Below are 20,549 nucleotides of genomic sequence, written 5' to 3'. Positions count from 1 at the left end.
ACGGCTCACCGGCCTCGCCGGTGGCTTTCTCCGCCCGCCTGCCTTGTCAGTTGCCGGAGCGGTCCACGGTGACGCACGTGGTGCGGCTCATCACCGCGACCGTCTCGTTGCCGCAGTTGTTGCTGTGCCCCGAGGCGTTGCGGGCGAACAGCAGGTTGGACAGAATCCCCCCGCTGGGGCCGGCCTGGTCACCGCCACTGCCCTGACCGGTGTCCTCCGCCAGACAGGTGCGGTCCTTGAACAACGCCACCTTGCCCGTTCCGCAGAGGTTGGCGTGGCCGGAGGAGTTCCTGCCGGACAGGTTGGACAGCACACCCCCCGGCCCCGCGTCACTGTCACCGGCATGCGCCGTGGCCCCTCCTACGGGCGCCGCCAGCACCATCCCCACCATCGAGGCCACCACCGCGACACGCCGGGCACCGAACATCCGCATCATGTTCCTCCTATCAACCGTTACCGGCCACCCCGGCCGGTCCACCAGCCCTAACGACCCCGCGACAGAACGGCATGGGGGTGGGCACGGTGAAGCATCAGCAAGGGAGTTGATTAGTTCCCTCGGAGGGGGTCTCACCGCCCAGGTGTTGACAGCGGGAGGGGACGCGACACCACCAAGCACCACCTTGTTGACGTACGGCGGCCGCCGATGACGTACGCGGCCGCCCGCCGGGACCGCCGGACACGACGAGGCTCTGGCACCGTCCCGTCACCGACGATGCCAGGGAACGGCTCCCCGAGGGCGAGTGGTCGGACACGTGGCTGACCTGCTCCGAGCAGAAGCACCACGGTCCGCCGCCGCGCCCAGGTCTTGCACGAGGCGATCCCCACCGGCAACAGGCCGTCCCGGAGCTGCGGGACGTCCCCGCTGCCTGAGTGGGGGTGGCTCGCGCCCCGTCAGGTCCGCCGACGGAACAGGGCACGGAGCTGCCCAGCTCCTGACGGCGACGGGTTGCGGGGCATGAGCCACACCCGCCCGTCCTGCCGGCGCAGCACCTTGACGGTGACCTCGCCCTCCAGGGGCACGGCGACGTCTTCTGGGGGGCGGGCGTTCCCCGTGGATCTGCCGTCACGCGCGGTATTGGACCGTGGTCGATGACGAGTGCAGTCTTCGCTGGCGCCGGAGGACGGGCCCGCGGTGGGAGGAGGCCGCCGCCGAGGGGTGAGGCGACCGCTACCGATCTTGCGCAGCCCGAGCGCCAACACGAGCGGCAGCAATTACTTGGCTAGCCACACATTTGCTGTTACCTTGATTATGTGTCCAGCCACCTAAATGGGTGGCGGCACGAGAGGAGTCGTCATGAAAGCCATCCTGTTCGACCGTTTCGGCGGTACGGAAGTACTCCACGAGGCGGACATCGACGTCCCGCAGCCCGGCCCCGGGCAGATCCGCGTCCGCGTCAGGGCGGCCGGGCTGAACGCGCTGGACGGCAAGATCCGGTCCGGGGCGCTGGAGGCCGTGTTCCCCACGCTGCTCCCCTCCGTCCCCGGTCACGAGCTCGCCGGCGTGGTGGACGCCCTGGGTGAGGGCGTGCGGGACGTGCAGGTGGGTGACGAGGTGCTGGGCTGGTCGGACACCGGCTCGTACGCCGAGTACGCGCTGGCCACCATCGTGGCCCCCAAGCCCGCCGGCCTCGACTGGCAGCACGCGGTCGCGCTGCCGGTGGCGGGCGAGACGGCTGAGCGGGTCCTGAACCTGCTCGGAGTCGCCGCCGGGGAGACCGTGCTGATGCACGGCGCGGCCGGAGCGGTCGGAACCCTGGCGGTCCAGCTCGCCACGGCCCGCGGAGCGCGTGTCATCGGCACCGCCGGCCCCGGCAACCAGGAATACCTCACCTCGCTCGGCGCCACCGCGACCGTTTACGGCGAGGGCCTGGTCGAGCGGGTCCGGGCGCTCGCCCCCGACGGCGTGGACGCGGTGTTCGACCTGGCCGGGAAGGGAGCCCTTGAGGACTCCATCACCCTGCGGGGCGGCACCGAGCGCATCGTCACCATCGCCGACTTCCGCGCTCACCAGCTCGGCATCACCTTCGCCAACGGCCCCCAGGAACGCTCGGCCGCACGCCTGGCCACCCTGGCGCAGGACGCCGCGACCGGCAAGGTCGTCACCACCGTCACCGCCTACCCGCTCGACCAGGCCGCCACGGCCCAGCAGGTCAGCGACGCCGGCCATGTCCGGGGCAAGCTCGTCCTCACCCTCGACTGATCACGCGGGCGCCACCCCTTCCGCCACACCCCCGCTTTCCCGATCACCGACTATTCGTCACCGCACCGAAGGACCCTTCATGCTGAACTCCCTGTGGACGCCGATCACCGTCGGCGGCATGTCCCTGCCGCACCGCCTGGTCATGGCCCCCATGACCCGTGACCGCTCCACTCCTGAAGGCGTACCGACCGAGCTGAACGCCGAGTACTACGCACAGAGGGCCTCGCACGCGCTCATCATCACCGAGGGAACCCAGCCCTCCGCCGACGGTCAGGGCTACCTCCTCACCCCCGGCATCCACAATGACGAGCAGATCGCCGGGTGGCGCAAGGTCACCGACGCCGTGCACGCGGCCGACGGCCGGATCGTCATTCAGCTGATGCACACCGGACGCATCGCCCACCCCGACAACACCCCCCATGGACGCCGGCCGGTCGCCCCTTCGGCGATCCGGCCGCAGGGCACGATGTTCACCGCGTCCGGACCCCAGGAGATGCCCACCCCCCGTGCTCTGTCGACGCAGGAGGTCGTGGCGACCGTCGACGACTTCCGCCGCGGCGCGGCGGCCGCCGTCGCGGCAGGCGCCGACGGTGTGGAGATCCACGCCGCCAACGGCTACCTGGTGCACCAGTTCCTGTCCGACAACACCAACCAGCGCACCGACCGCTACGGCGGTTCCCTCGACAACCGCATCCGCTTCGCCGTCGAGGTCGCCGCCGCCGTGGCCGACGAGATCGGCGCCGACCGCACCGGCCTGCGCATCTCCCCCGGCAACCCCTACAACGACATCGCCGAGTCCGACACCGCCGAGCTGTATCCGGCGCTCATACGCGCCCTCAGCCCGCTCGGCCTCGCCTACCTCCACGTCCTCCACTCAGGCGACGACGCGCTGCTGGGCACCCTGCGCGCGCTGTGGCCGACCACGCTGATCCTCAACCGGGCCGGCACCGACCTGCCCACCCGCGCCAAGGACATCGACCACGGCACGGCCGACCTCGTCTCCGTCGGCGCCCTCGCGCTCGCCAACCCCGACCTCGTCGAGCGGCTACGCTCTGACGCGCCGCTGAACACCCCCGACCCGGCGACCTTCTACGGCGGCGGAGTGGCCGGCTACACCGACTACCCCACCTACACCGTCTGAGGACCGAACCATGCCCGCCCCCACACCCCGCACCCCCTCTACGGCCAGCGAGGGGCCGATGAGCTACGCGATCTTCCAGCTCGCTCGCGCTCACCGGGCCCGCGCCGCCGCCATGCTCCGTGAGATGGACCTGCATCCCGGACAGGAACTGCTGCTGATGCACCTCCTTGACCGGGACGGACAGACCCAGTCCGAGCTGCTCGAAAGCGTCGGCCTGGACCACTCCACGGTCTCCAAGTCCCTACGCCGCATGCAGGACGCCGGCCTGCTCATCCGCGAGCCGGCCGAACACGACCGGCGCGTCATGGTCGTCCACCTCACCGACAAGGGCCGTGCCCTGCGCGAGCCCCTGGCAGCCATGTGGCGGACCCTGGAGGAGACCTCCGCGCAGGACCTGTCGGCACAGGAGGCAGAGGCCTTCGTCCGCACCGCCTACGCCATCGCCGACGCGATCAACAGCCGTGCCGTTGCAGGAGAGGAGTCCGAGTAACTCCCCACGGCTTGCGTCCTCGGTTCCGGCCTGGAGTGCGGATCGTTTCCGGGTTCCTACGATGTGGACAGTGCTGCAGCTCACGAAGGGCCCGTGCTGAACGAACCCGGACGGCTCGCGGGCGGCGGGTCCGCAGCACGTGGATGCGTGCGAGCGGCCCCGCCGCCGAGGCCGGCACAGCATCGACACATGTGGGGGCACCGTGATCGACATCGACGAGACGGGCGTCTTCCTCGGCCCGGACGTCGGCGCCACCACGGCGACGGACTCACCCCGGCCGGTATCGAAGTCGACCGCCCACCGTCGGTTCCTGATCTGGTCGAGAGCCGTCGTCTGGGGGCGGCTGCATGGGGCGGTGCTGCACCGGCTCGACGACGCCGGCCTCGTCGGCGCCACCCGCACCGTCCTGGACACCGCCCACGTCCGCGCCTAGAAAAAGGGGGGCGGACACCCAGGTCCGAGCCATGTGGACCGGGGCAAGCCGCGTTCCAGAGGTCAGTACCAGCGGCTGAACGCAGCAGCACCGGATCCATTCTCTGCGGCGTATCGAACAACCCGTAGGGGCGCGTCGATGAGTTCCGCGGCATCACCGTCGGGTGTGTCACCCATTGCGGTCATCCAGTCGGTAATCGGGGAGAGGGCGGTGCCTCGCTGTTCGTCGGACATGAGCAGGGCTTCCTCGACGTGGGGCAGAGCGGCCCGCACCTCGTCGGCGGAAAGCAGAAAGTTCCCGAACCAGCCGGGGAGCATCGCCGATCGTTGAGCGCCAAGGCCGTAGTACAGGGCCGCAACCGGGTTGGCCTTTCGGGCAGTCGCAACGAAGAGACCAGCGCCAACTGCCTCGGGCATCAACGTCGTACTCGCGTCCTGCATCGCATCCGTAGCCGCGGTGGACACGTTGGCGTCCTCGATGAAGTCCGCGAATCGATGGGCGGCCGATGTGGGCACCATGGGTCCGGAAGGGCCCATGGAACGCTCGAAAAACGTCTCTTCCTCGCCGCCGTCCAACCACCAGGCCAGCGCCTGGCTGAGATCCCGCGGCTTGTCGCAGACGCCGGGCCCCATGAGATGCACGTAACGGTTCGGGAGTTCCCGAGCCTCCGCGTCAGGGATGACGCCGACCACCCACGCACCTGTCGAACTCACCGTCACCCCTCTCAGCCTGCGGGGCAACTCCATCCACCTGGCTGATCGCCATCACGAGATCCACGACGGAGCCGAAAAACTTGATCGCCGACACGCCTGCCAGCCGGGAGCCGCTGTGCCACAAACGGCGGCGTGGCCGTCAGCGCCGTCGGGTACGTCATCGGAAGATCCCTATGGCCACCTAACTGGCCGCGTGCTGGATACACGGCGCCCCGGAGTGGCGCATGCACCCACCCAGAGGGCTCGTACGCCTAACCTCGCTCCATGGCCCCTGAGGATCAGCAGCGCGAGATCATCCTCCGGCTCATTGGCTACCTCACCGCAGCCATCGAATGGAGCCGCACGGACGAGGACACCGGCGACGCCCAAGCGGAAGCAGTCGGCGAACTCCTCAACGAAGTCATGCCCAAGGTGACCGTCCCGGCAGACATGCCCCCGGAAGAGATCGGCGCGACCGTCAGTCGGGAACTCGCGGGTTTCATGGTCCGTTTCACCACAGGCGTCGGTTACATCTTCACGGAGCTTGCCGACCTCCATGACGCCGGCCGCAGTGACATCTCAACGGTCGATCTTCTGCGAACGCTGGCGCTGCGTATGCAGGGCAGCCGGGAACAGGAGTAGGTCGGCCGCTGCAGTCCGCCTCCGCCGCACCCCGCGCTGCCCCTCTGTGAGGTCGACATCTCGATAAGGAGCACCGCCGGTCTGCGCGGGGTGCACGTCTTCGCCGGCCACGCCGACAGCCGAAGCGCCGCCGTACGGATCGCGCACGAGGTAGTCGCCCGGCACGCACCGTGACAAGGACGACTTCGCGGACCTGCCACGATTGAGACCGATCGAGTGGACCGAGGTCACCTGGAATTTCACGACGGGCTGCGACCGGATCTCGCCCTATGTGACGACAGCTATGCAATGAAGCTGCCCCGAGCGGAAACCCCTCGTCCGCCTGAGCCGCGGCGAGGCACCACCGACGCCCGGACGGCCTCCGGCGGGCGTGCCGGCGTCCCGGGCGGGCGGGTCACCACGTGTCCGGGAACCGGTATCGCCGGGCGTCTGCCCGATGTGACCGACAGGTCACGTGCGGGGGGCGTCCTCCGGCTGCGTGTCGGCGAACTCCCACCAGGCGAGCGGCAGCCAGTCCCCGTCGACGAAGCCGTCGACGGACCCTCCGGTGCCCCGTATGGCCACCTGGGTTCCCACCGGATACCTGGTACCGGACAGCCCGGACACCGGGACGAGCAGTACGCCGAGACGTCGTGACAAGGTTCCTGGTCCTCTCCGAATCGCAGGGAAAGACTTTGCAGTCCCTGGATGCAAATCATCTCATCATGCACCAGTCTGGACTATGAGGAACCGCACAGAAGGCCAGTCCAGCTGCGCGGACCGATGGGCGTCTGCGCGGCGGAGGCAGAGGTTGCCCGAGAACTGGTTTCCGTGTGTGATCGGCCAGGCACGCCCAGTGGAGGTGCTCGACAATGAGGGCCGTCGTGTACAAGGGACCGTTCGAGGTAGCGGTCGAGCAAGTGGAAGATCCCGGGATCCAGCACCCGAATGACGTGATCGTACGCGTCACGTCAACCGCCATATGCGGCTCCGATCTACATATGTACGAGGGCCGCACCGCCGCCGAGCCGGGGATCGTCTTCGGCCACGAGAACCTGGGGATCGTCGAGGACACCGGTGACGGCGTGACGACGCTCAGTCGTGGAGACCGGGTGGTCATGCCGTTCAACGTCGCCTGCGGTTTCTGCAAGAACTGCACGGCGGGCTTCACCGGCTTCTGCCTCAACGTGAATCCGGGCTTCGCGGGCGGCGCCTACGGCTACGTGGCGATGGGTCCCTTCGTGGGGGGCCAGGCAGAGTACGTACGGGTCCCGTACGCCGACTTCAACTGCCTCAAGCTCCCCGAGGGCACCGAGAACGAGACCGACTTCGTCCTGCTCGCCGACATTTTCCCCACCGGCTACCACGGCAACGAGTTGGCCGATGTGCGTCCCGGTGAGAGTGTCGCCGTCTACGGCGGCGGTCCGGTCGGACTGATGGCCGCCTACTCGGCGATGCTGCGGGGGGCGAGCAAGGTGTTCGTGGTCGACCGGGTGACCGAGCGGCTGCAGAAGGCTGAGGAGATCGGGGCCGTACCGGTCAACTTCACCGAAGGCAACCCCGTCGAGCAGATCCGGGAACACACCGGGGGCGAGGGCACCGACAAGGGCATCGATGCCGTCGGCTACCAGGCCCAGGCGGGCGGTGAGGACCGCGAGGAACCGGCGACCGTGCTGAACTCCCTGGTGGAGACGGTCCGGCCGACGGGTGCGCTGGGCGTGCCCGGGCTGTACGTTCCGCGCGACCCGGGCGGACCGGACGAGCAGGCCAAGCAGGGCATGCTGATGGTCGCCATCGGTCGTCTGTTCGAAAAGGGACTGCGCGTGGGCACCGGCCAGTGCAACGTCAAGCGCTACAACCGTCAACTGCGCGATCTGATCATCGAGGGCCGAGGCCGGCCCAGCTTCGTCGTCTCCCACGAACTGCCCCTGGACCAGGCGCCGATGGCGTACGACAAGTTCGACAAGCGGGTCGAGGGTTACACGAAGGTCGTCCTCCACCCGCACGAGTAGGACGCCACCTCAGTGCCCGGAGCGGGACAGTTCCGGCATACAGGTGCCCCGGGCCGCCCGCCCGGGGCACTCCCGTCTCCCCCTCCCGGTCGCGGCGTATCCACACCCTCCCGGTCGCGGCGCGCTCACGACCGACACTCGGCCGAACTGCCGCAGCTACGAGGTGGTGATGTCGAGGGCGGTGACCTGCGAGAGCCGAACCAGGTCCTCGGGGCTGCGAGTGGATACGCAATCGGCACGGCCGAAGACGGGTCCACTGTGCCGGCCTCGGCACCGGCCGCGGCAGCCTTGCGCGGGCGGCGGATGCCGGGCCGCATACGCATGTAGTCGCATACGCTGGCGGCATCGGACGCGTCCGGTGTCTGGGCGTGTACTTGGCGCTGCTCCGCACGCCGCGACGCGCATGGCACACCAACGCAACGCTCCGGAGAAGCCCGGCCGGCCTGCGTACGGATCAGCCCCGTGTGGATCAGGCCCCGGAGCCGTCCGGCCGAGGCGTCGTGGGCTCGAGACGAACCAGGATCTCCTTGTAGGTCGGTTGGTTGCTCTCCTCGGCCACGCTCTCCAGCGGTACCAGGACGTTGGTCTCCGGGTAGTAGGCGGCGGCGCAGCCCCGTGCCGTCGGGTAGGGGACGACGCGGAAGTCCTCGGCGCGGCGCTCGACATCGTCGGCCCATACGCTGACCAGGTCGATGTTCTGTCCGTCGGCCAGTCCGAGTTCGGCCACGTCGTCCGGGTTGACCAGCACCACCCGGCGGCTTCCGTGGATGCCCCGGTAACGGTCGTCGGACGTGTAGGGGACGGTGTTCCACTGGTCGTGGGAGCGCAGGGTCTGCAGCAGGAGGTGCCCCTCGGGCGCCCGCAGCACCTCACAGGCGTTGCGGGTGAACAGTGCCCTGCCGACGGCGTTGCAGTACACGCCCTCGTTGACCGGATTCGTCAGCGGGATACCACCGGGACGACTCACGCGCCGGTTGTAGTCGTGCAGCCCCGGGACGACGCGGGAGATGCGGTCGCGGATCGCGCCGTAGTCGGCCTCGAACCGCTCCCAGGGGATGTCGGGCGTCCCACCGAGGGTGCGGCGGGCGAGCCGGCTCAGGATGGCGACCTCGCTCAGCAGCAGCGGGGAGGCAGGCCGCAGCCGGCCGCGGGAGGTGTGCACCTCGCTCATCGAGTTCTCCACGGTCACGAACTGCTCCCCACTCGCCTGCACGTCCCGCTCGGTGCGGCCCAGGGTGGGCAGGATGAGAGCGGTCTCGCCGCACACGGTGTGGGACCGGTTGAGTTTGGTGGAGATGTGGGCGGTCAGGCGGCAGGTGCGCACCGCGCTCTCGGTGACCGTGCTGTCGGGAGCGGCCCGGACGAAGTTTCCCGCCAGGCCGAGGAAGAACTTGACGCGGCCCTCGCGCATCGCCTTGATGGCGTTCACCGAGTCCAGTCCGTGGGCGCGTGGCGGGTCGAAGCCGAACTCCCGCTGCAGTGCGTCGAGGAAGGTGTCGGGCATCCGCTCCCAGATGCCCATCGTGCGGTCGCCCTGCACGTTGCTGTGCCCGCGCACCGGGCAGGCGCCGGTGCCGGCCCTGCCCACGTTCCCGCGCAGCAGCAGGAAGTTGACGAACTCGCGGATGGTGGGAACGGCGTGCTTGTGCTGGGTGATGCCCATGGCCCAGCAGACGATGACGCGTTCGCTGTGCAGCACCTCGTCGCGGACCTGCTCCATCTCCTCGCGGGTCAGGCCGGTGGCGGCGAGGACGTCGTCCCAGTCGACGCCGCGGATGTGCTCGGCGAACTCCTCGAAGCCGGCGGTGTCGGTGCGGATGAAGTCATGGTCCAGCACCTCGCCCGGCCGGGCGTCCTCAGCCTCCAGCAGCAGCCGGTTGATCCCCTGGAACAGGGCCTGGTCGCCGCCTGTGCGGATGTGCAGGAACCGGTCGGCGATCTGGGTGCCGTGCCCGATCACTCCGCGGGGCTTCTGCGGGTTCCTGAACCGTCGCAGCCCGGCCTCCGGCAGCGGGTTGACCGCGATGATACGGGCGCCGTTCAGTTTGGCCTGCTCCAGCGCGGACAGCTGTCGCGGGTGGTTGGACCCGGGGTTCTGCCCCACCAGGAAGATCAGGTCGGCGTGGTGCAGGTCATGGAGGCTGACCGTGCCCTTGCCCGTGCCCAGCGTCTCGTGCAGCGCGTAGCCACTGGACTCATGGCACATGTTGCTGCAGTCGGGCAGGTTGTTGGTGCCCAGTGCCCGGGCGAACAGTTGCAGCACGAACGCGGCCTCGTTGCTGGCGCGGCCCGACGTGTAGAAGACGGCCTCGTTCGGGGAATCGAGTGAGGCCAGCTCTTCGGCCATCAGCCCGAAGGCGTCGTTCCAGCTGATCGGCTCGTAGGAGTCCGAACCGGGCCGCTTGACCATCGGCTCGGTCAGCCGGCCTTGCTGGTTGAGCCACGCATCGGACCGTCCGGCGAGCTCGGAGACCGGGTACGTGCGGAAGAAGTCGGCGGTGACGCGCCGCGTCGTCGCCTCGTCGTTGATGTGCTTCGCGCCGTTCTCGCAGTACTCGTTGCGGTGCCGGTGCCCCGGGGCGGGATCCGCCCACGCACAGCCGGGGCAGTCGATGCCGTCCACCTGGTTCATGGTCAGCAGCGTCTGCCCCGCTCGCCGGACGGACGTCTCCTCCAAGGAGTAGTCCAGCCCGTGCACCACCGCGGACACGCCCGCGGCCCACTCCTTGGGCGGTGTCACGGTCAGAGCCTCGTTCGGCTCCTCGCCGGGCGCCTTCTTCATCGGATCGCCTCTCGCTCACGCTGTTCCGGAAGGATCAGCCGACGGGCCAGCTGGGCACCCCGCTCACCTGCCGTTCCGGCTGCGCACGCCGAAGGCGGCCGTTGCGGATGGTGCCCCTCCAGGCCCCGCTCTCCTCCCCCAGCCCCTCGATGTACTCCTTGAAGCGCCGCAGCTCTCCGCGCACGACGCGACCCGTCCGCCTCGGGCCACCGGTGAGCAGGCCGACGGCGCCGCGCGGCGCCACGTCCATCCGTACGGTGACCGCCGTGCCGCCTTCCGCCGTGGGCTTGAACCGCACCTCACCGCGGTGGCCGCGATGCTGACCGAGACTGCGCCAGACCAGGTGGGAGTCGGGCTCCTGCTCCACGATCTCGACCTCGAACTCGCCGCGCAGGGGGCCCACAGCGATGGTCCACGAGGTGAAAACCGGCTTGATCTGGTCGACCTTCTTCACCGTGGACATGAACCTGGGGAAGCTCTTGAACTGCGTCCACTGGTTGTACGCGGTGCGCACCGGGACCGCGACCTCGATCGTTTCCTCAACTCTGTGCATGGCCCACCCCTCGTCAGGCGCCACCACCCCAGTCTCCCCGCACTTCCGGCGACCCGCCACGCGGCATGTGCCGCACGGTCCGTCGCTTCGGCGGGGAAACCGACTACCCGCCTCAGCGGCCCGCAACCCGGGAGAAGCCGAGCCGACAGGCGAGAGCACCGGGGGCCGATGCCGAGCCGCCCCGGGTGTTACCGCATCCCGTCGTCTGCCAAGCAGCATCACCATCGAGCAGGCGGCGAGCCTGACGCTCGGCCTCTGCCGGACGTGATCCGCCGCCGCCTCCTCCACCAGGTCCTCCGTCAGGCATCGATCGGCGGGGAGACCCGGCGCCACAACCACTGCTCGTGGTCGATGCCCCCAAGCGTGTGCGGACGGGAGCGGACCAGGTCCGCGGTGTACGTGTCCACGTCCGGCCCCAGCAGCGGACCCCGCTCCCCCGTGCCGGCGCAGCTTGTGCGCCGGCTCGTGGGCGTCCTCGGTACGGCGGCCGATCTCGAGCAGCAGCACCCGTACCCCGGCCGTCAACGCCGCACACCACCAGGTCCGCCCGCTGCACGTAACCGTTGCCAGGCCGGTGGAAAGCCTCCGCCTCGAAGCCGAGCCGGTGCCCGACCCCGGCTCGGTGCAGTCCGGCGGCCGTCGAGGTGACCGCCGCGGCGTGGTCGTCGTATCCGCCAGCGAGCAGCTCGCCGGTGTCCGGGGCGTGGGCGGGGCGGCCGGAGGCGAACCGATGTCCTCCGAGAAGCTGTCGCGGCGCACTGCCTCCGTGCTACGACCCCGCCTTGCCCGTGATCACGGGTCAACGACGGCGGCCGGTGGCCAGTTCGCGACGTCCACCGTGCTGGTGCCCGGAGGGAACCGGACGGAGCGCGCCGCCATCCTCACCTACGAGTCCACGGGAGGGTTCGAGCGAGTGAGTACAGACGCGGACGTCATCAGGCCGCTTCCCGAGGTGCTTCGGGAGCATGCCCGGCGGCTCGGGGAGAAGGTCGCCTTCGAGGACCGCCGTACGCGGGTGACCTACCGGGACCTGGAGCGCAGGACCGAGCGGCTGGCCGGCCACTTGGCGGGGGCAGGTCTGGCGCGGGGTGAGCGGGTGGCCATCCTGCTCGGCAACCGTGTGGAGGCGGTCGAGAGCCTGCTCGCCGTCACCCGGGCGAGCGGGGTGGGCGTACCGCTGGATCCCGGGAGCACGTGGGCGGAGCTGGACCGCCTGCTGGACGACTGCGGTGCGCGCGTGCTCATCACCGATGAGGCCCGGCTGCGGCGTCGGCAGGGACTGCTGTCCCGCCCCGGGCTGATCGTGGTGGCGGCCGCGGGCGGTGAGGAGGACGCGGCCGTTCCGTCGTCCGGGGACTCCGGCCCGCCCGCGGACGGGGCCGGGGCGACGAGCGACGTCCTGCGGTACGAGGTGCTGGCGGGTACGGACGGAGGGACGCCCGCCCGGGACGATCTCGGGCTGGACGAGGTGGCCTGGCTGCTCTACACCTCCGGGTCCTCCGGCAGCCCCAAGGGGGTCCTGTCCACTCAGCGCAACCGCCTGGCGCCGGTCGCGGCGGGCCTCGTCGGCGTCCTCGGCCTGTCGGAACGGGACCGGGTGCTGTGGCCGTTACCCCTCCACCACGCCATGAGCCAGGTGGTCTGCGTCCTCGGAGTGACCGCGACCGGGGCGAGCGCCATGCTCCCGCCCCGGTTCTCGGTGGCGGAGGTGCTCGGCGAACTGCGCCGTACGGACGCCCCCTACACCCTCCTCGGCGGGGTACCGACGACGTACTCGGCCCTGCTCGACGCTGTCCGGAGCGAGGAGGGCGAGACGGACGACCGCCGGCTCGGGACGCCCGCGCTGCGGGGCTGCGTCAGCGGGGGCGCCTCGGCGGGGCCCGAGTTCCGCAGGTCCTTCGAGGCGATCTGCCGCACCCCCTACCTCGAGCACTACGGCAGCACCGAGGCGGGCCCGGTCACCATGGCGGCGCCGGGCGACACCCCGGCGGCCGGGTCGTGCGGCCGGGTGCTGCCCGGCACCCGGGTCCGGGTCGGCGCAGGCGCGGACGGAGAGGACTCCGGCGAGGGCGAGTTGTGGGTGAGCGGGCCCGGGGTCATGGCCGGCTACCACGGCAGGCCGGAGGCCACCGCCGAGGTACTGCGCGACGGCTGGTTCCGCACCGGGGACCTGGCGAGGATCGAGGCCTCCGGTGAACTCGTGATCACCGGCCGGACGAGTGAGCTGATCCTCCGGGGTGGGGCGAACGTCCACCCGTCGGAGGTGGAGGAGGTGCTGCGGCGGCTGCCCGGTGTGGCGGACGCCGCCGTGGCGGGCCGCCCGCACCCCGTCTTCGGCGAGGTACCGGTCGGTTATCTGGTCCCCCGGCCGGGCGGCGGTGTGCTGGACCGGGGAGCGATCCTGGCCGCCTGTCGTGCGGAACTGTCCGCTGTCAAGGTGCCCGCCGAGCTGTACGAGGTGGAGGCCATCCCCCGTACCGCCTCCGGGAAGATCCGGCGGCACGCCCTCACCGACCGGCCCGCGCGGACCCTGGGCACCGGGGCGGCCGGGGAGCCGACGGCGGACCTGCTGGCCCTGGTGCGCAGCGAGGCTGCGGCCGTGCTCGGGCGCACGGCGGAGGCGGTGGAACCCGAAACGGCGCTCCGTGATCTGGGCATGGACTCGCTGGCGGCGACCACGCTGCGGGAGCGGTTGTCGGCTGCGACCGGCCTGTCGCTCTCCGAGGCCGTCGCCTTCGACTTCCCCACGGCCGCCGCGCTCGCCGCCCACCTTCGTTCGCGGAGCGCCGCCGCGCCGTCCGACGCCGGGACCGCGCACCGGGGCGTGGCCCGGTCGGACGACGACCCTGTGGTGATCGTGGGGATGGCCTGCCGTTATCCCGGCGGCGTGAGCTCCCCCGAGGAGTTGTGGCACCTGGTGGCCGACGGGACGGACGCCATCGGTCCGTTCCCCACGGACCGGGGCTGGGACACGGAGGCACTGTACGACCCGGACCCCGGGCGGCCCGGGCGGACGTATGTGCGCGAGGGCGGCTTCCTGGCCGGTGTGGACCGCTTCGACCCCGGCTTCTTCGGCATCTCGCCCCGCGAGGCTTTGGCCATGGACCCGCAGCACCGGCTGCTGCTCGAGGTGGCGTGGGAGGCGTTCGAGCGCGCGGGGCTCGTTCCGCGCACGCTGCGCGGCTCATCGACCGGGGTGTACGTCGGGCTGATGTACAGCGACTACGCCGGCCGCCTCACCGAGACGCCCGAGCATGTCGAGGGCTACCTCGGCATCGGCAACGCCGGAAGCGTCGCCTCCGGCCGCATCGCCTACACCTTCGGTCTGGAGGGCCCGGCCATCACGGTGGACACGGCCTGCTCCTCGTCCCTGGTGGCCCTGCACCTGGCAGCCCAGGCGCTGCGCCGCGGCGAGTGCTCCTTCGCGCTGGCCGGCGGGGTCACGGTGATGTCGGGGCCCTTGTCGTTCGTGGAGTTCAGCCGGCAGGGGGCGCTGTCCCCGGACGGCCGCTGCAAGGCGTTCGGCGCGTCCGCCGACGGCACGGGGTGGGCCGAGGGCGCCGGCATGCTGCTGCTGAGCCGGTTGTCCGAAGCACGCCGCGCCGGGCTTCCGGTGCTGGCCGTGGTGCGCGGTTCGGCGGTGAACCAGGACGGGGCGAGCAACGGACTGACGGCACCGCACGGCCCGGCTCAGCAGCGGGTGATCCTCCAGGCCCTCGCGGACGCGGGGCTCGCCCCCGGGGACATCGACGCGGTGGAGGCGCACGGCACCGGTACCCGGCTGGGCGACGTCATCGAGGCGGAGGCGTTCCTGGCGACGTACGGGCGGGAGGAACGGGAGCGTCCGCTGTGGCTGGGCTCGGTGAAGTCGAACATCGGTCACACGCAGGCCGCCGCCGGGGTGGCGGGCGTGATCAAGACGGTTCAGGCGATGGCACACGGCCTGCTGCCGCGTACGCTGCACGCCGACGAACCGACCGGCCGGGTCGACTGGTCGTCGGGACGGCTGGCGCTGCTGAACCGGGCGGTGCAATGGCCGAGGACGGACCGCCCGCGCCGGGCGGGGGTGTCCTCCTTCGGCATCAGCGGCACCAACGCCCATGTGGTGCTCGAAGAGGCACCGGCGGACCGGGACACCCCGCCGCCGGCCACCGGGGCGGACGACGGGGCCGGGAACGGTCGCGTCGACGGCGGGGCGGCACCGGTGTCCGTGGCTGTTCCGGTGTCGGCGAGGAGCGGGCCGGGACTGCGGGCGCAGGCGCGGCGGTTGTACGACCGGGTGGCCGCCGACCCGGACGCGGCCCCGGTGGACATCGGGTACTCGCTGGCCACCACCCGGGCGGTCTTCGAGCACCGAGCCGTGGTCGTGGCCCGGGACCGGGCGGAACTGCTCACCTCCCTGCGGGCGGTGGCGGAGGGCTCACGCCTGCCCGGGGTACGGACGGGCACGTCCCGCCGCCAGGGCCCGCTGGCTCTCCTCTTCACCGGCCAGGGCAGCCAACGCGTCGGCATGGGACGTGAGTTGTACGAGTCCCGGGGACTGCATCCGGGCTTCGCCCGGTCGTTCGACGAGAGCTGCTCCCTGCTCGACCCGCTGCTGCCGGTGCCGCTGCGGGACGTCGTGTTCGCCGGCCCGGACACCGGGACGGGCGCGCTCCTGCACACGACCCGGTTCGCGCAGCCGGCGCTCTTCGCCCTGGAGACGGCACTGTTCCGGCTGCTCGAGGAGTGGGGCGTACGCCCGGATCTGGTGGCCGGGCACTCGGTGGGCGAGGTGACCGCGGCGCATGTCGCCGGAGTGCTGTCCCTCGCGGACGCCTGCACCCTGGTGGCGGCCCGGGGCCGGCTGATGGACGCGCTGCCCCCGGGCGGTGCGATGGCCGCCGTGGCCGCTGGTGCGGACGAGGTGGCCGCCCATCTGGCGGAGACGGGGCGTCCGGTGGAGATCGCCGCCGTCAACGGGCCCGCCTCGGTGGTCGTCTCCGGGGACGAGGCGGCGGTGGAGAAGACCGTCGCGTACTTCCGGGAGCGGGGCCGGTCCACGACACCGCTGCGGGTGAGCCACGCCTTCCACTCCGCGCGGATGGAACCCGTGCTGGCCGACTTCGCGGAGGTCGTGCGGGGCCTCTCCTTCACCACGCCGCGAATTCCCCTGGTCACCGCCGTATCGGGCCGGGCAGCCGGCGACGAGGAGCTGAGCTCACCGGAGTTCTGGGTGGACCACGTCCGCCGCCCGGTCCGCTTCGCCGAATCGGTGGCGCACCTCCGGGACCGGGGCGTGGCGCACTACGTCGAGCTGGGCCCGGACGCGGTGCTCACCGGCCTGGTCCGCGGTTGCCTCACCGTGCCCGGACCGGCTCCGGCCAACCCGGGCGGGGACGGAGCGCCCGGCGGCGCGCCAACCCCGGCGCCGCTGGTCCTGCCGACCCTGCGCGGGGCGCGGCCGGAGGCGGACGCCCTGCTCGACACGGTGGCCGCGCTGCACACCCATGGCGTGCCCGTGGACTGGCGGGCCGTCTTCGCCGGGCGCGGCGGGCGGCGCGTCACCCTGCCCACGTACGCCTTCCAGCGCCGCCGGTACTGGCTCGACGCCACCCCACGGCACCGGTCCGCTCCCCCACCGGACGCGTCGGCCCATCCGTTCCTGTCGTCCCGCACCCCGACGGCCGACGACGACGGGCTGCTGCTGAGCGGGCTGCTCTCGGTGCACGACCAGCCCTGGCTGGCCGGCCATGTGGTGGCGGGAGCGGTGCTGCTGCCGGGGGCCGCGTTCGTGGAGATGGCCTTGCACGCCGGTGCGTCGGCCGGTGCGCCCGTCCTGGACGAACTCGCCCTGACCGCACCGCTGTCGCTGCCTGCGGACGGCACGGTCGAGCTGCAGGTGAAGGTGTCCGGGCCGGACGGCGCGGGACGGCGGGCCGTGGTCTTCCACGCCCGGCCGTACACGCCGGCCGGTGACCGGCCCTGGCAGCGGCACGCCTCCGGGACGCTCGTGCCGGAGCCGCAGCCGGCGGACCGCGGAGCGGCTGCCGCCGGGGCCGGCAGCGGGCCCTGGCCGCCGCCGGGCGCGGTACCGCTGCACGCCGGCCGACCGGACGCCGATCCGTACGAGCGGCTGGCCGGAAGCGGGCTGAGCTACGGCCCCGCCTTCCGTGGTCTGCGCGCGGCCTGGAGACTCGGGGCCGAGCTGTACGCCGAGGTCGCGCTGCCCGAGGCCGCGGGGGCCGCGCTCCCGCACGCCGGCGGCCCGGAGTTCATGCTCCATCCCGCACTGCTGGACGCGGCGCTGCACGCCCTGGCGCTCGACGGCAGCGCCTCGGAACCTGACGGGACGGGCGGCGGTGGGGTGTCCCTGCCGTTCGCCTTCGGCGGGGTGCGGCTGCACAGGGCCGGCGCGCGGCGGCTGCGGGTGAGGATCACGCCGGGGCCGGACGGGCGGGCCGGGGTGGAGCTGACGGACGCGTCGGGCACGCCGGTGGCGGCGGTCCGTTCTCTGGCGCTCCGGTCCCTTCCGCGTACCGGACCGGGACCGGCTGCTGCGGTCACCGGGGGGCTCCACCGGATGGACTGGGTTTCGCTGCCCGAGCCGCCCGTACCCGCGGCGGTGCCCTCGTGGGGCGTTCTGGGAGCGGCCCGCACACCGCTGGTGGACGTGCTCGCGCCCCGGGGCTCCGGCGTTCCGGTGTACTCCGGTCCGGAGGCGGGCGACGCGGCCCCGGCCGTCCTCGTCGCACCGTGCCCGCCACCACCGGAGACGACCGGTGACACGCGGGACCCGGCGGCGGAGACCCGGTGGGCGGCGGGCTGGGCACTGAAGCTGGTACAGGAGTGGCTCGCCGAACCGCGTCCGGCGGACTCCCGTCTCGTCCTCGTCACCTCCGGCGCCGTCGCCCCGGACAACGACGGTCGGGCCGGTGGCGGTTCGGTGGACGGCGGCACCGGTTCAGGAGACTCCGGCGCACCCGGCGCAAACACGTCCGTACCGGCCCACGCGCCGGTATGGGGGCTGGTCCGCTCGGCCCTGCGGGAGAATCCGGGCCGTTTCTCCCTGGTCGACATGGACGGTCATCCCGACTCCTGGCGGCTCCTCCCCGACCTGCTGGCCGCCGCGGCGCCGGAGATCGCCGTGCGACGGGGAACGGCGTACGTACCGAAGCTGGTACGGGTGACCGGGACGACGGAGGAGCAACGGCCCCGGAGGCGGCTGGGTCCGGAGGGCACCGTCCTGGTCACCGGCGGCACCGGTTCCCTGGGCATGCTCGTGGCACGGCACCTGGTCGCCGCCCATGGCGTCCGGCATCTGCTGCTCGTCGGCCGACGCGGACCGGACGCACCGGGGGTGAAGGAACTCGTCGCGGAACTGGGCGAGTCGGGCGCCGAAGTGACGGTCCGGGCGTGCGACGTCGCGGACCGGTCGGCGCTCGCCGCCCTGCTCGATTCGGTGCCGGCGGCCCATCCGCTGACCGGCGTGGTGCACGCCGCGGGGGTGCTGGACGACGGCATCGTCCCGGCGCTCACCGCCGGTCGTCTGGAGCGGGTGCTGCGGCCCAAGGCGGACGCCGCCCTCGCCCTGCACGAGCTGACCCGGGGGTGCGACCTGTCCGTCTTCGCGCTGTTCTCCTCGGTGGCGGGTGCGTTCGGCTCCGCCGGCCAGGCCAACTACGCGGCTGCCAACTGCGTGCTGGACGCGCTGGCACAGCACCGCAGGCGGCTCGGTCTGCCCGGTACGTCGATCGTCTGGGGTCCCTGGCGGCAGAACGGGGGCATGATGGCGCACCTCAGCGAGGCGGACCTGCGGCGGATGGCCCGCTCCGGGTTCGGCCCGTTGGAGGGGGACGAGGGCCTGGCCCTGTTCGACTCCGCCGTGGCGGGTGACGACCCGGTGGTGGTGGCGGCCCGCCTCGATCCGGGCGCCCCCAGCGGTGGCGATCCGGCGGTGGACCGGTCCCGGGCGCCCGTTTCCGCCGGGGCGGGCGCGGGCGGCGGGCGCGGGGCTCCGCTCGGCCGACGGCTGGCGGCCGCTTCCCCGGGTGAGCGGGTCGGGTTGCTGCTCACGGAGGTACGGGCCCTGGCCGCCTCGGTACTGGGTCACCCGGAGGGGGCGGGCGCGATCGACGGGGACGATCTGCTGGCAGACCTGGGGCTCGACTCCCTGGCCGCGGTCGATCTGCGCAACCTGCTCATGACGTCGACGGGGCTGGCGCTGCCGGCCACGCTGCTGTTGGACTTCCCGACCCCGCGAGCGGTCGCCGCCGAGCTGGCGGAACGGTATGCCCGGGAGGCGATTGCTCCCGGCGCCCCCGGAGGGTCGGCTGCCGTCGGCCGTCCGGACGGCTCCGGCCGTCCGGCGGACGACGGTGCTTCCGGCGGCCCCGGGGCGGCCGGCCGGCCGGAAGCCCCGGTGCGGGTGGCGGGCGGCCCGGACGCCGCAGCTGCTTCGGACGCCTCCCTGGGGGCGCTCTTCCGTACCGCCTGCGACCGCGGGCGGACGTGGGACGGCATGGCGCTGCTCACCATCGCCGCGCGCCTCCGCCCGGTCTTCGACAGGGCCGGCGCGTCCCGCGCGGCACTCGACCCCGTCGCGCTCGCACCGGGCGGCGCGGGGCCCCGGCTGGTCTGCTTCCCCGCCCTCAGCGTGCCCTCGGGGCCCCAGGAGTACGCGCGCTTCGGCGTCGGGCTGCGGGGTCTGCGGCCGGTGTCGGCGGTGCGGCACCCGGGGTTCGCGGCCGGGGAGACGCTGCCGGCCACTCTGGACGCCCTCGTCACCGCTCAGGCCGCCGCCGTCCGCGCGGTCGCGGGTGACGGACCGGTGGTCCTGCTGGGCCGCTCGGCCGGTGGCTGGGTCGCCCAGGCCGTGGCCGAGCGACTGGAGGCCGAAGGCTCCGCCCCGCTCGCCGTCGTCCTGGTGGACACCTATCCGAGCAGTGACGACCGTGGGCAGGCCCTCTCCGCGATGACGTCGGACATGCTGCGGCGGGCCGCGGAGTTCTCCTCGGCCGACCCGGACCGGCTCACCGCCATGGCCGGGTACTTCGAGCTGTTCACCGGCTGGGAGCCCTCACCACTCCACTCCCCCACCCTCTTCGTACGGGCCCGGGACCCGCTGCCCGGCACGGAGCCCGCCCCGGTGTGGAGCCTGCCGCATGCCGAAGTGACCGTGCCCGGTGACCACTTCACCGTGCTGGAGGAGCACGCCCGTTCCACCGCGCTCGCCGTCCACCACTGGCTGGCCGATCCTGACCGACGCCACCCCGGTGCCCGGCACCGGCCGGAGGGTCCCGACGCCCCAGGGCACGGTGACCCCGGTCCGTCCGAGGAATCGTCGCCGCTCAGGCCGAGGAGGGGGACGTCAGCTCCGTAGGGGACGACGTACGACTCGTTGACGTCCCGGATGGTCAGCTGATACTCCTCGGGCCGGACGTGGACGATGCCCCAAGGGGTGCTCGGAGCGGCCGCCGATCTTGCAGCGTGCGAGGAGAACCGCGGCCTCCAGCTGCGGCTGCTCCGGGTGACGGGCCGCGGGGACAGGGAGCGCTCGGCCGCCTTCTCCGAGGAGCGTGCGGAGGGGCCCGGTGGGACTCGCCGGTGCTGCGGCGGCGGCCTTCGGCGAGGGCCGGGGCCGCCT

11 protein-coding genes and 1 pseudogene are annotated in these 20,549 nt (G+C 72.2%); 7 read left to right on the top strand and 5 right to left on the bottom strand.

Annotation, left to right across the window (positions count from 1 at the left end):
• Positions 1-46: 46 nt before the first annotated feature.
• Positions 47-427 carry a hypothetical protein gene (locus ACIBBD_RS27785; protein ID WP_399422314.1) on the bottom strand — a complete coding sequence of 127 codons (381 nt, stop codon included), beginning with the start codon at positions 425-427 and terminating at the stop codon, positions 47-49.
• Positions 428-1,294: 867 nt separating this feature from the next.
• Between ACIBBD_RS27785 and ACIBBD_RS27780 the strand changes: the two genes are divergently transcribed.
• The 4 genes and pseudogenes from ACIBBD_RS27780 to ACIBBD_RS27765 form a co-directional block, all read left to right on the top strand.
• The gene (locus ACIBBD_RS27780; RefSeq protein WP_399422313.1) at positions 1,295-2,200 is read left to right on the top strand and encodes an NADP-dependent oxidoreductase; all 906 of its coding nucleotides are present in this window, start codon (positions 1,295-1,297) and stop codon (positions 2,198-2,200) included.
• 79 nt (positions 2,201-2,279) lie between these two features.
• Positions 2,280-3,341 carry an alkene reductase gene (locus tag ACIBBD_RS27775; RefSeq protein ID WP_399422312.1) on the top strand — a complete coding sequence of 354 codons (1,062 nt, stop codon included), beginning with the start codon at positions 2,280-2,282 and terminating at the stop codon, positions 3,339-3,341.
• Between the two features lie 10 nt (positions 3,342-3,351).
• Positions 3,352-3,831 carry a MarR family winged helix-turn-helix transcriptional regulator gene (locus ACIBBD_RS27770; RefSeq protein WP_399422311.1) on the top strand — a complete coding sequence of 160 codons (480 nt, stop codon included), beginning with the start codon at positions 3,352-3,354 and terminating at the stop codon, positions 3,829-3,831.
• Positions 3,832-4,111: 280 nt separating this feature from the next.
• Positions 4,112-4,324: pseudogene (locus ACIBBD_RS27765) on the top strand (IS5/IS1182 family transposase); the annotation flags it as partial.
• Positions 4,325-4,326: 2 nt separating this feature from the next.
• Here ACIBBD_RS27765 and ACIBBD_RS27760 read toward each other — a convergent pair.
• Positions 4,327-4,956, bottom strand: coding sequence for a hypothetical protein (locus ACIBBD_RS27760; RefSeq protein ID WP_399422433.1), 630 nt, complete (start codon positions 4,954-4,956; stop codon positions 4,327-4,329).
• A 285-nt stretch (positions 4,957-5,241) separates the two neighbouring features.
• Here ACIBBD_RS27760 and ACIBBD_RS27755 point away from each other — a divergent pair, with 285 nt between their 5' ends.
• Positions 5,242-5,598, top strand: coding sequence for a hypothetical protein (locus tag ACIBBD_RS27755; protein ID WP_399422310.1), 357 nt, complete (start codon positions 5,242-5,244; stop codon positions 5,596-5,598).
• A gap of 450 nt (positions 5,599-6,048) precedes the next feature.
• Here ACIBBD_RS27755 and ACIBBD_RS27750 read toward each other — a convergent pair whose 3' ends face one another.
• On the bottom strand, positions 6,049-6,237 hold the full coding sequence (locus ACIBBD_RS27750; RefSeq protein ID WP_399422309.1) for a hypothetical protein: 189 nt from the start codon (positions 6,235-6,237) through the stop codon (positions 6,049-6,051).
• Between the two features lie 212 nt (positions 6,238-6,449).
• Here ACIBBD_RS27750 and ACIBBD_RS27745 point away from each other — a divergent pair, with 212 nt between their 5' ends.
• Positions 6,450-7,589 (top strand): glutathione-independent formaldehyde dehydrogenase, encoded by a 1,140-nt coding sequence (locus ACIBBD_RS27745; RefSeq protein ID WP_399422308.1) that lies wholly within the window; start codon positions 6,450-6,452, stop codon positions 7,587-7,589.
• A 469-nt stretch (positions 7,590-8,058) separates the two neighbouring features.
• On the opposite strand, the gene ACIBBD_RS27740 is transcribed toward ACIBBD_RS27745, so the two are convergent.
• Both ACIBBD_RS27740 and ACIBBD_RS27735 read right to left on the bottom strand, forming a co-directional pair.
• A complete protein-coding gene (locus ACIBBD_RS27740) occupies positions 8,059-10,371 on the bottom strand; it encodes an FdhF/YdeP family oxidoreductase (protein WP_399422307.1) in 2,313 nt (770 codons plus the stop codon).
• Between the two features lie 34 nt (positions 10,372-10,405).
• Positions 10,406-10,924 (bottom strand): SRPBCC family protein, encoded by a 519-nt coding sequence (locus ACIBBD_RS27735; protein WP_399422306.1) that lies wholly within the window; start codon positions 10,922-10,924, stop codon positions 10,406-10,408.
• Between the two features lie 658 nt (positions 10,925-11,582).
• On the opposite strand from ACIBBD_RS27735, the gene ACIBBD_RS27730 reads away from it, so the two are divergent.
• The gene (locus tag ACIBBD_RS27730; protein WP_399422305.1) at positions 11,583-20,285 is read left to right on the top strand and encodes a type I polyketide synthase; all 8,703 of its coding nucleotides are present in this window, start codon (positions 11,583-11,585) and stop codon (positions 20,283-20,285) included.
• Positions 20,286-20,549 lie beyond the last annotated feature (264 nt).

Origin of the sequence: Streptomyces sp. NPDC051315 (assembly GCF_044455165.1) — a bacterium.
In the GTDB taxonomy this organism is placed as follows: Bacteria; Actinomycetota; Actinomycetes; order Streptomycetales; family Streptomycetaceae; genus Streptomyces.
This window is presented reverse-complemented; position numbering and strand designations above follow the sequence as displayed.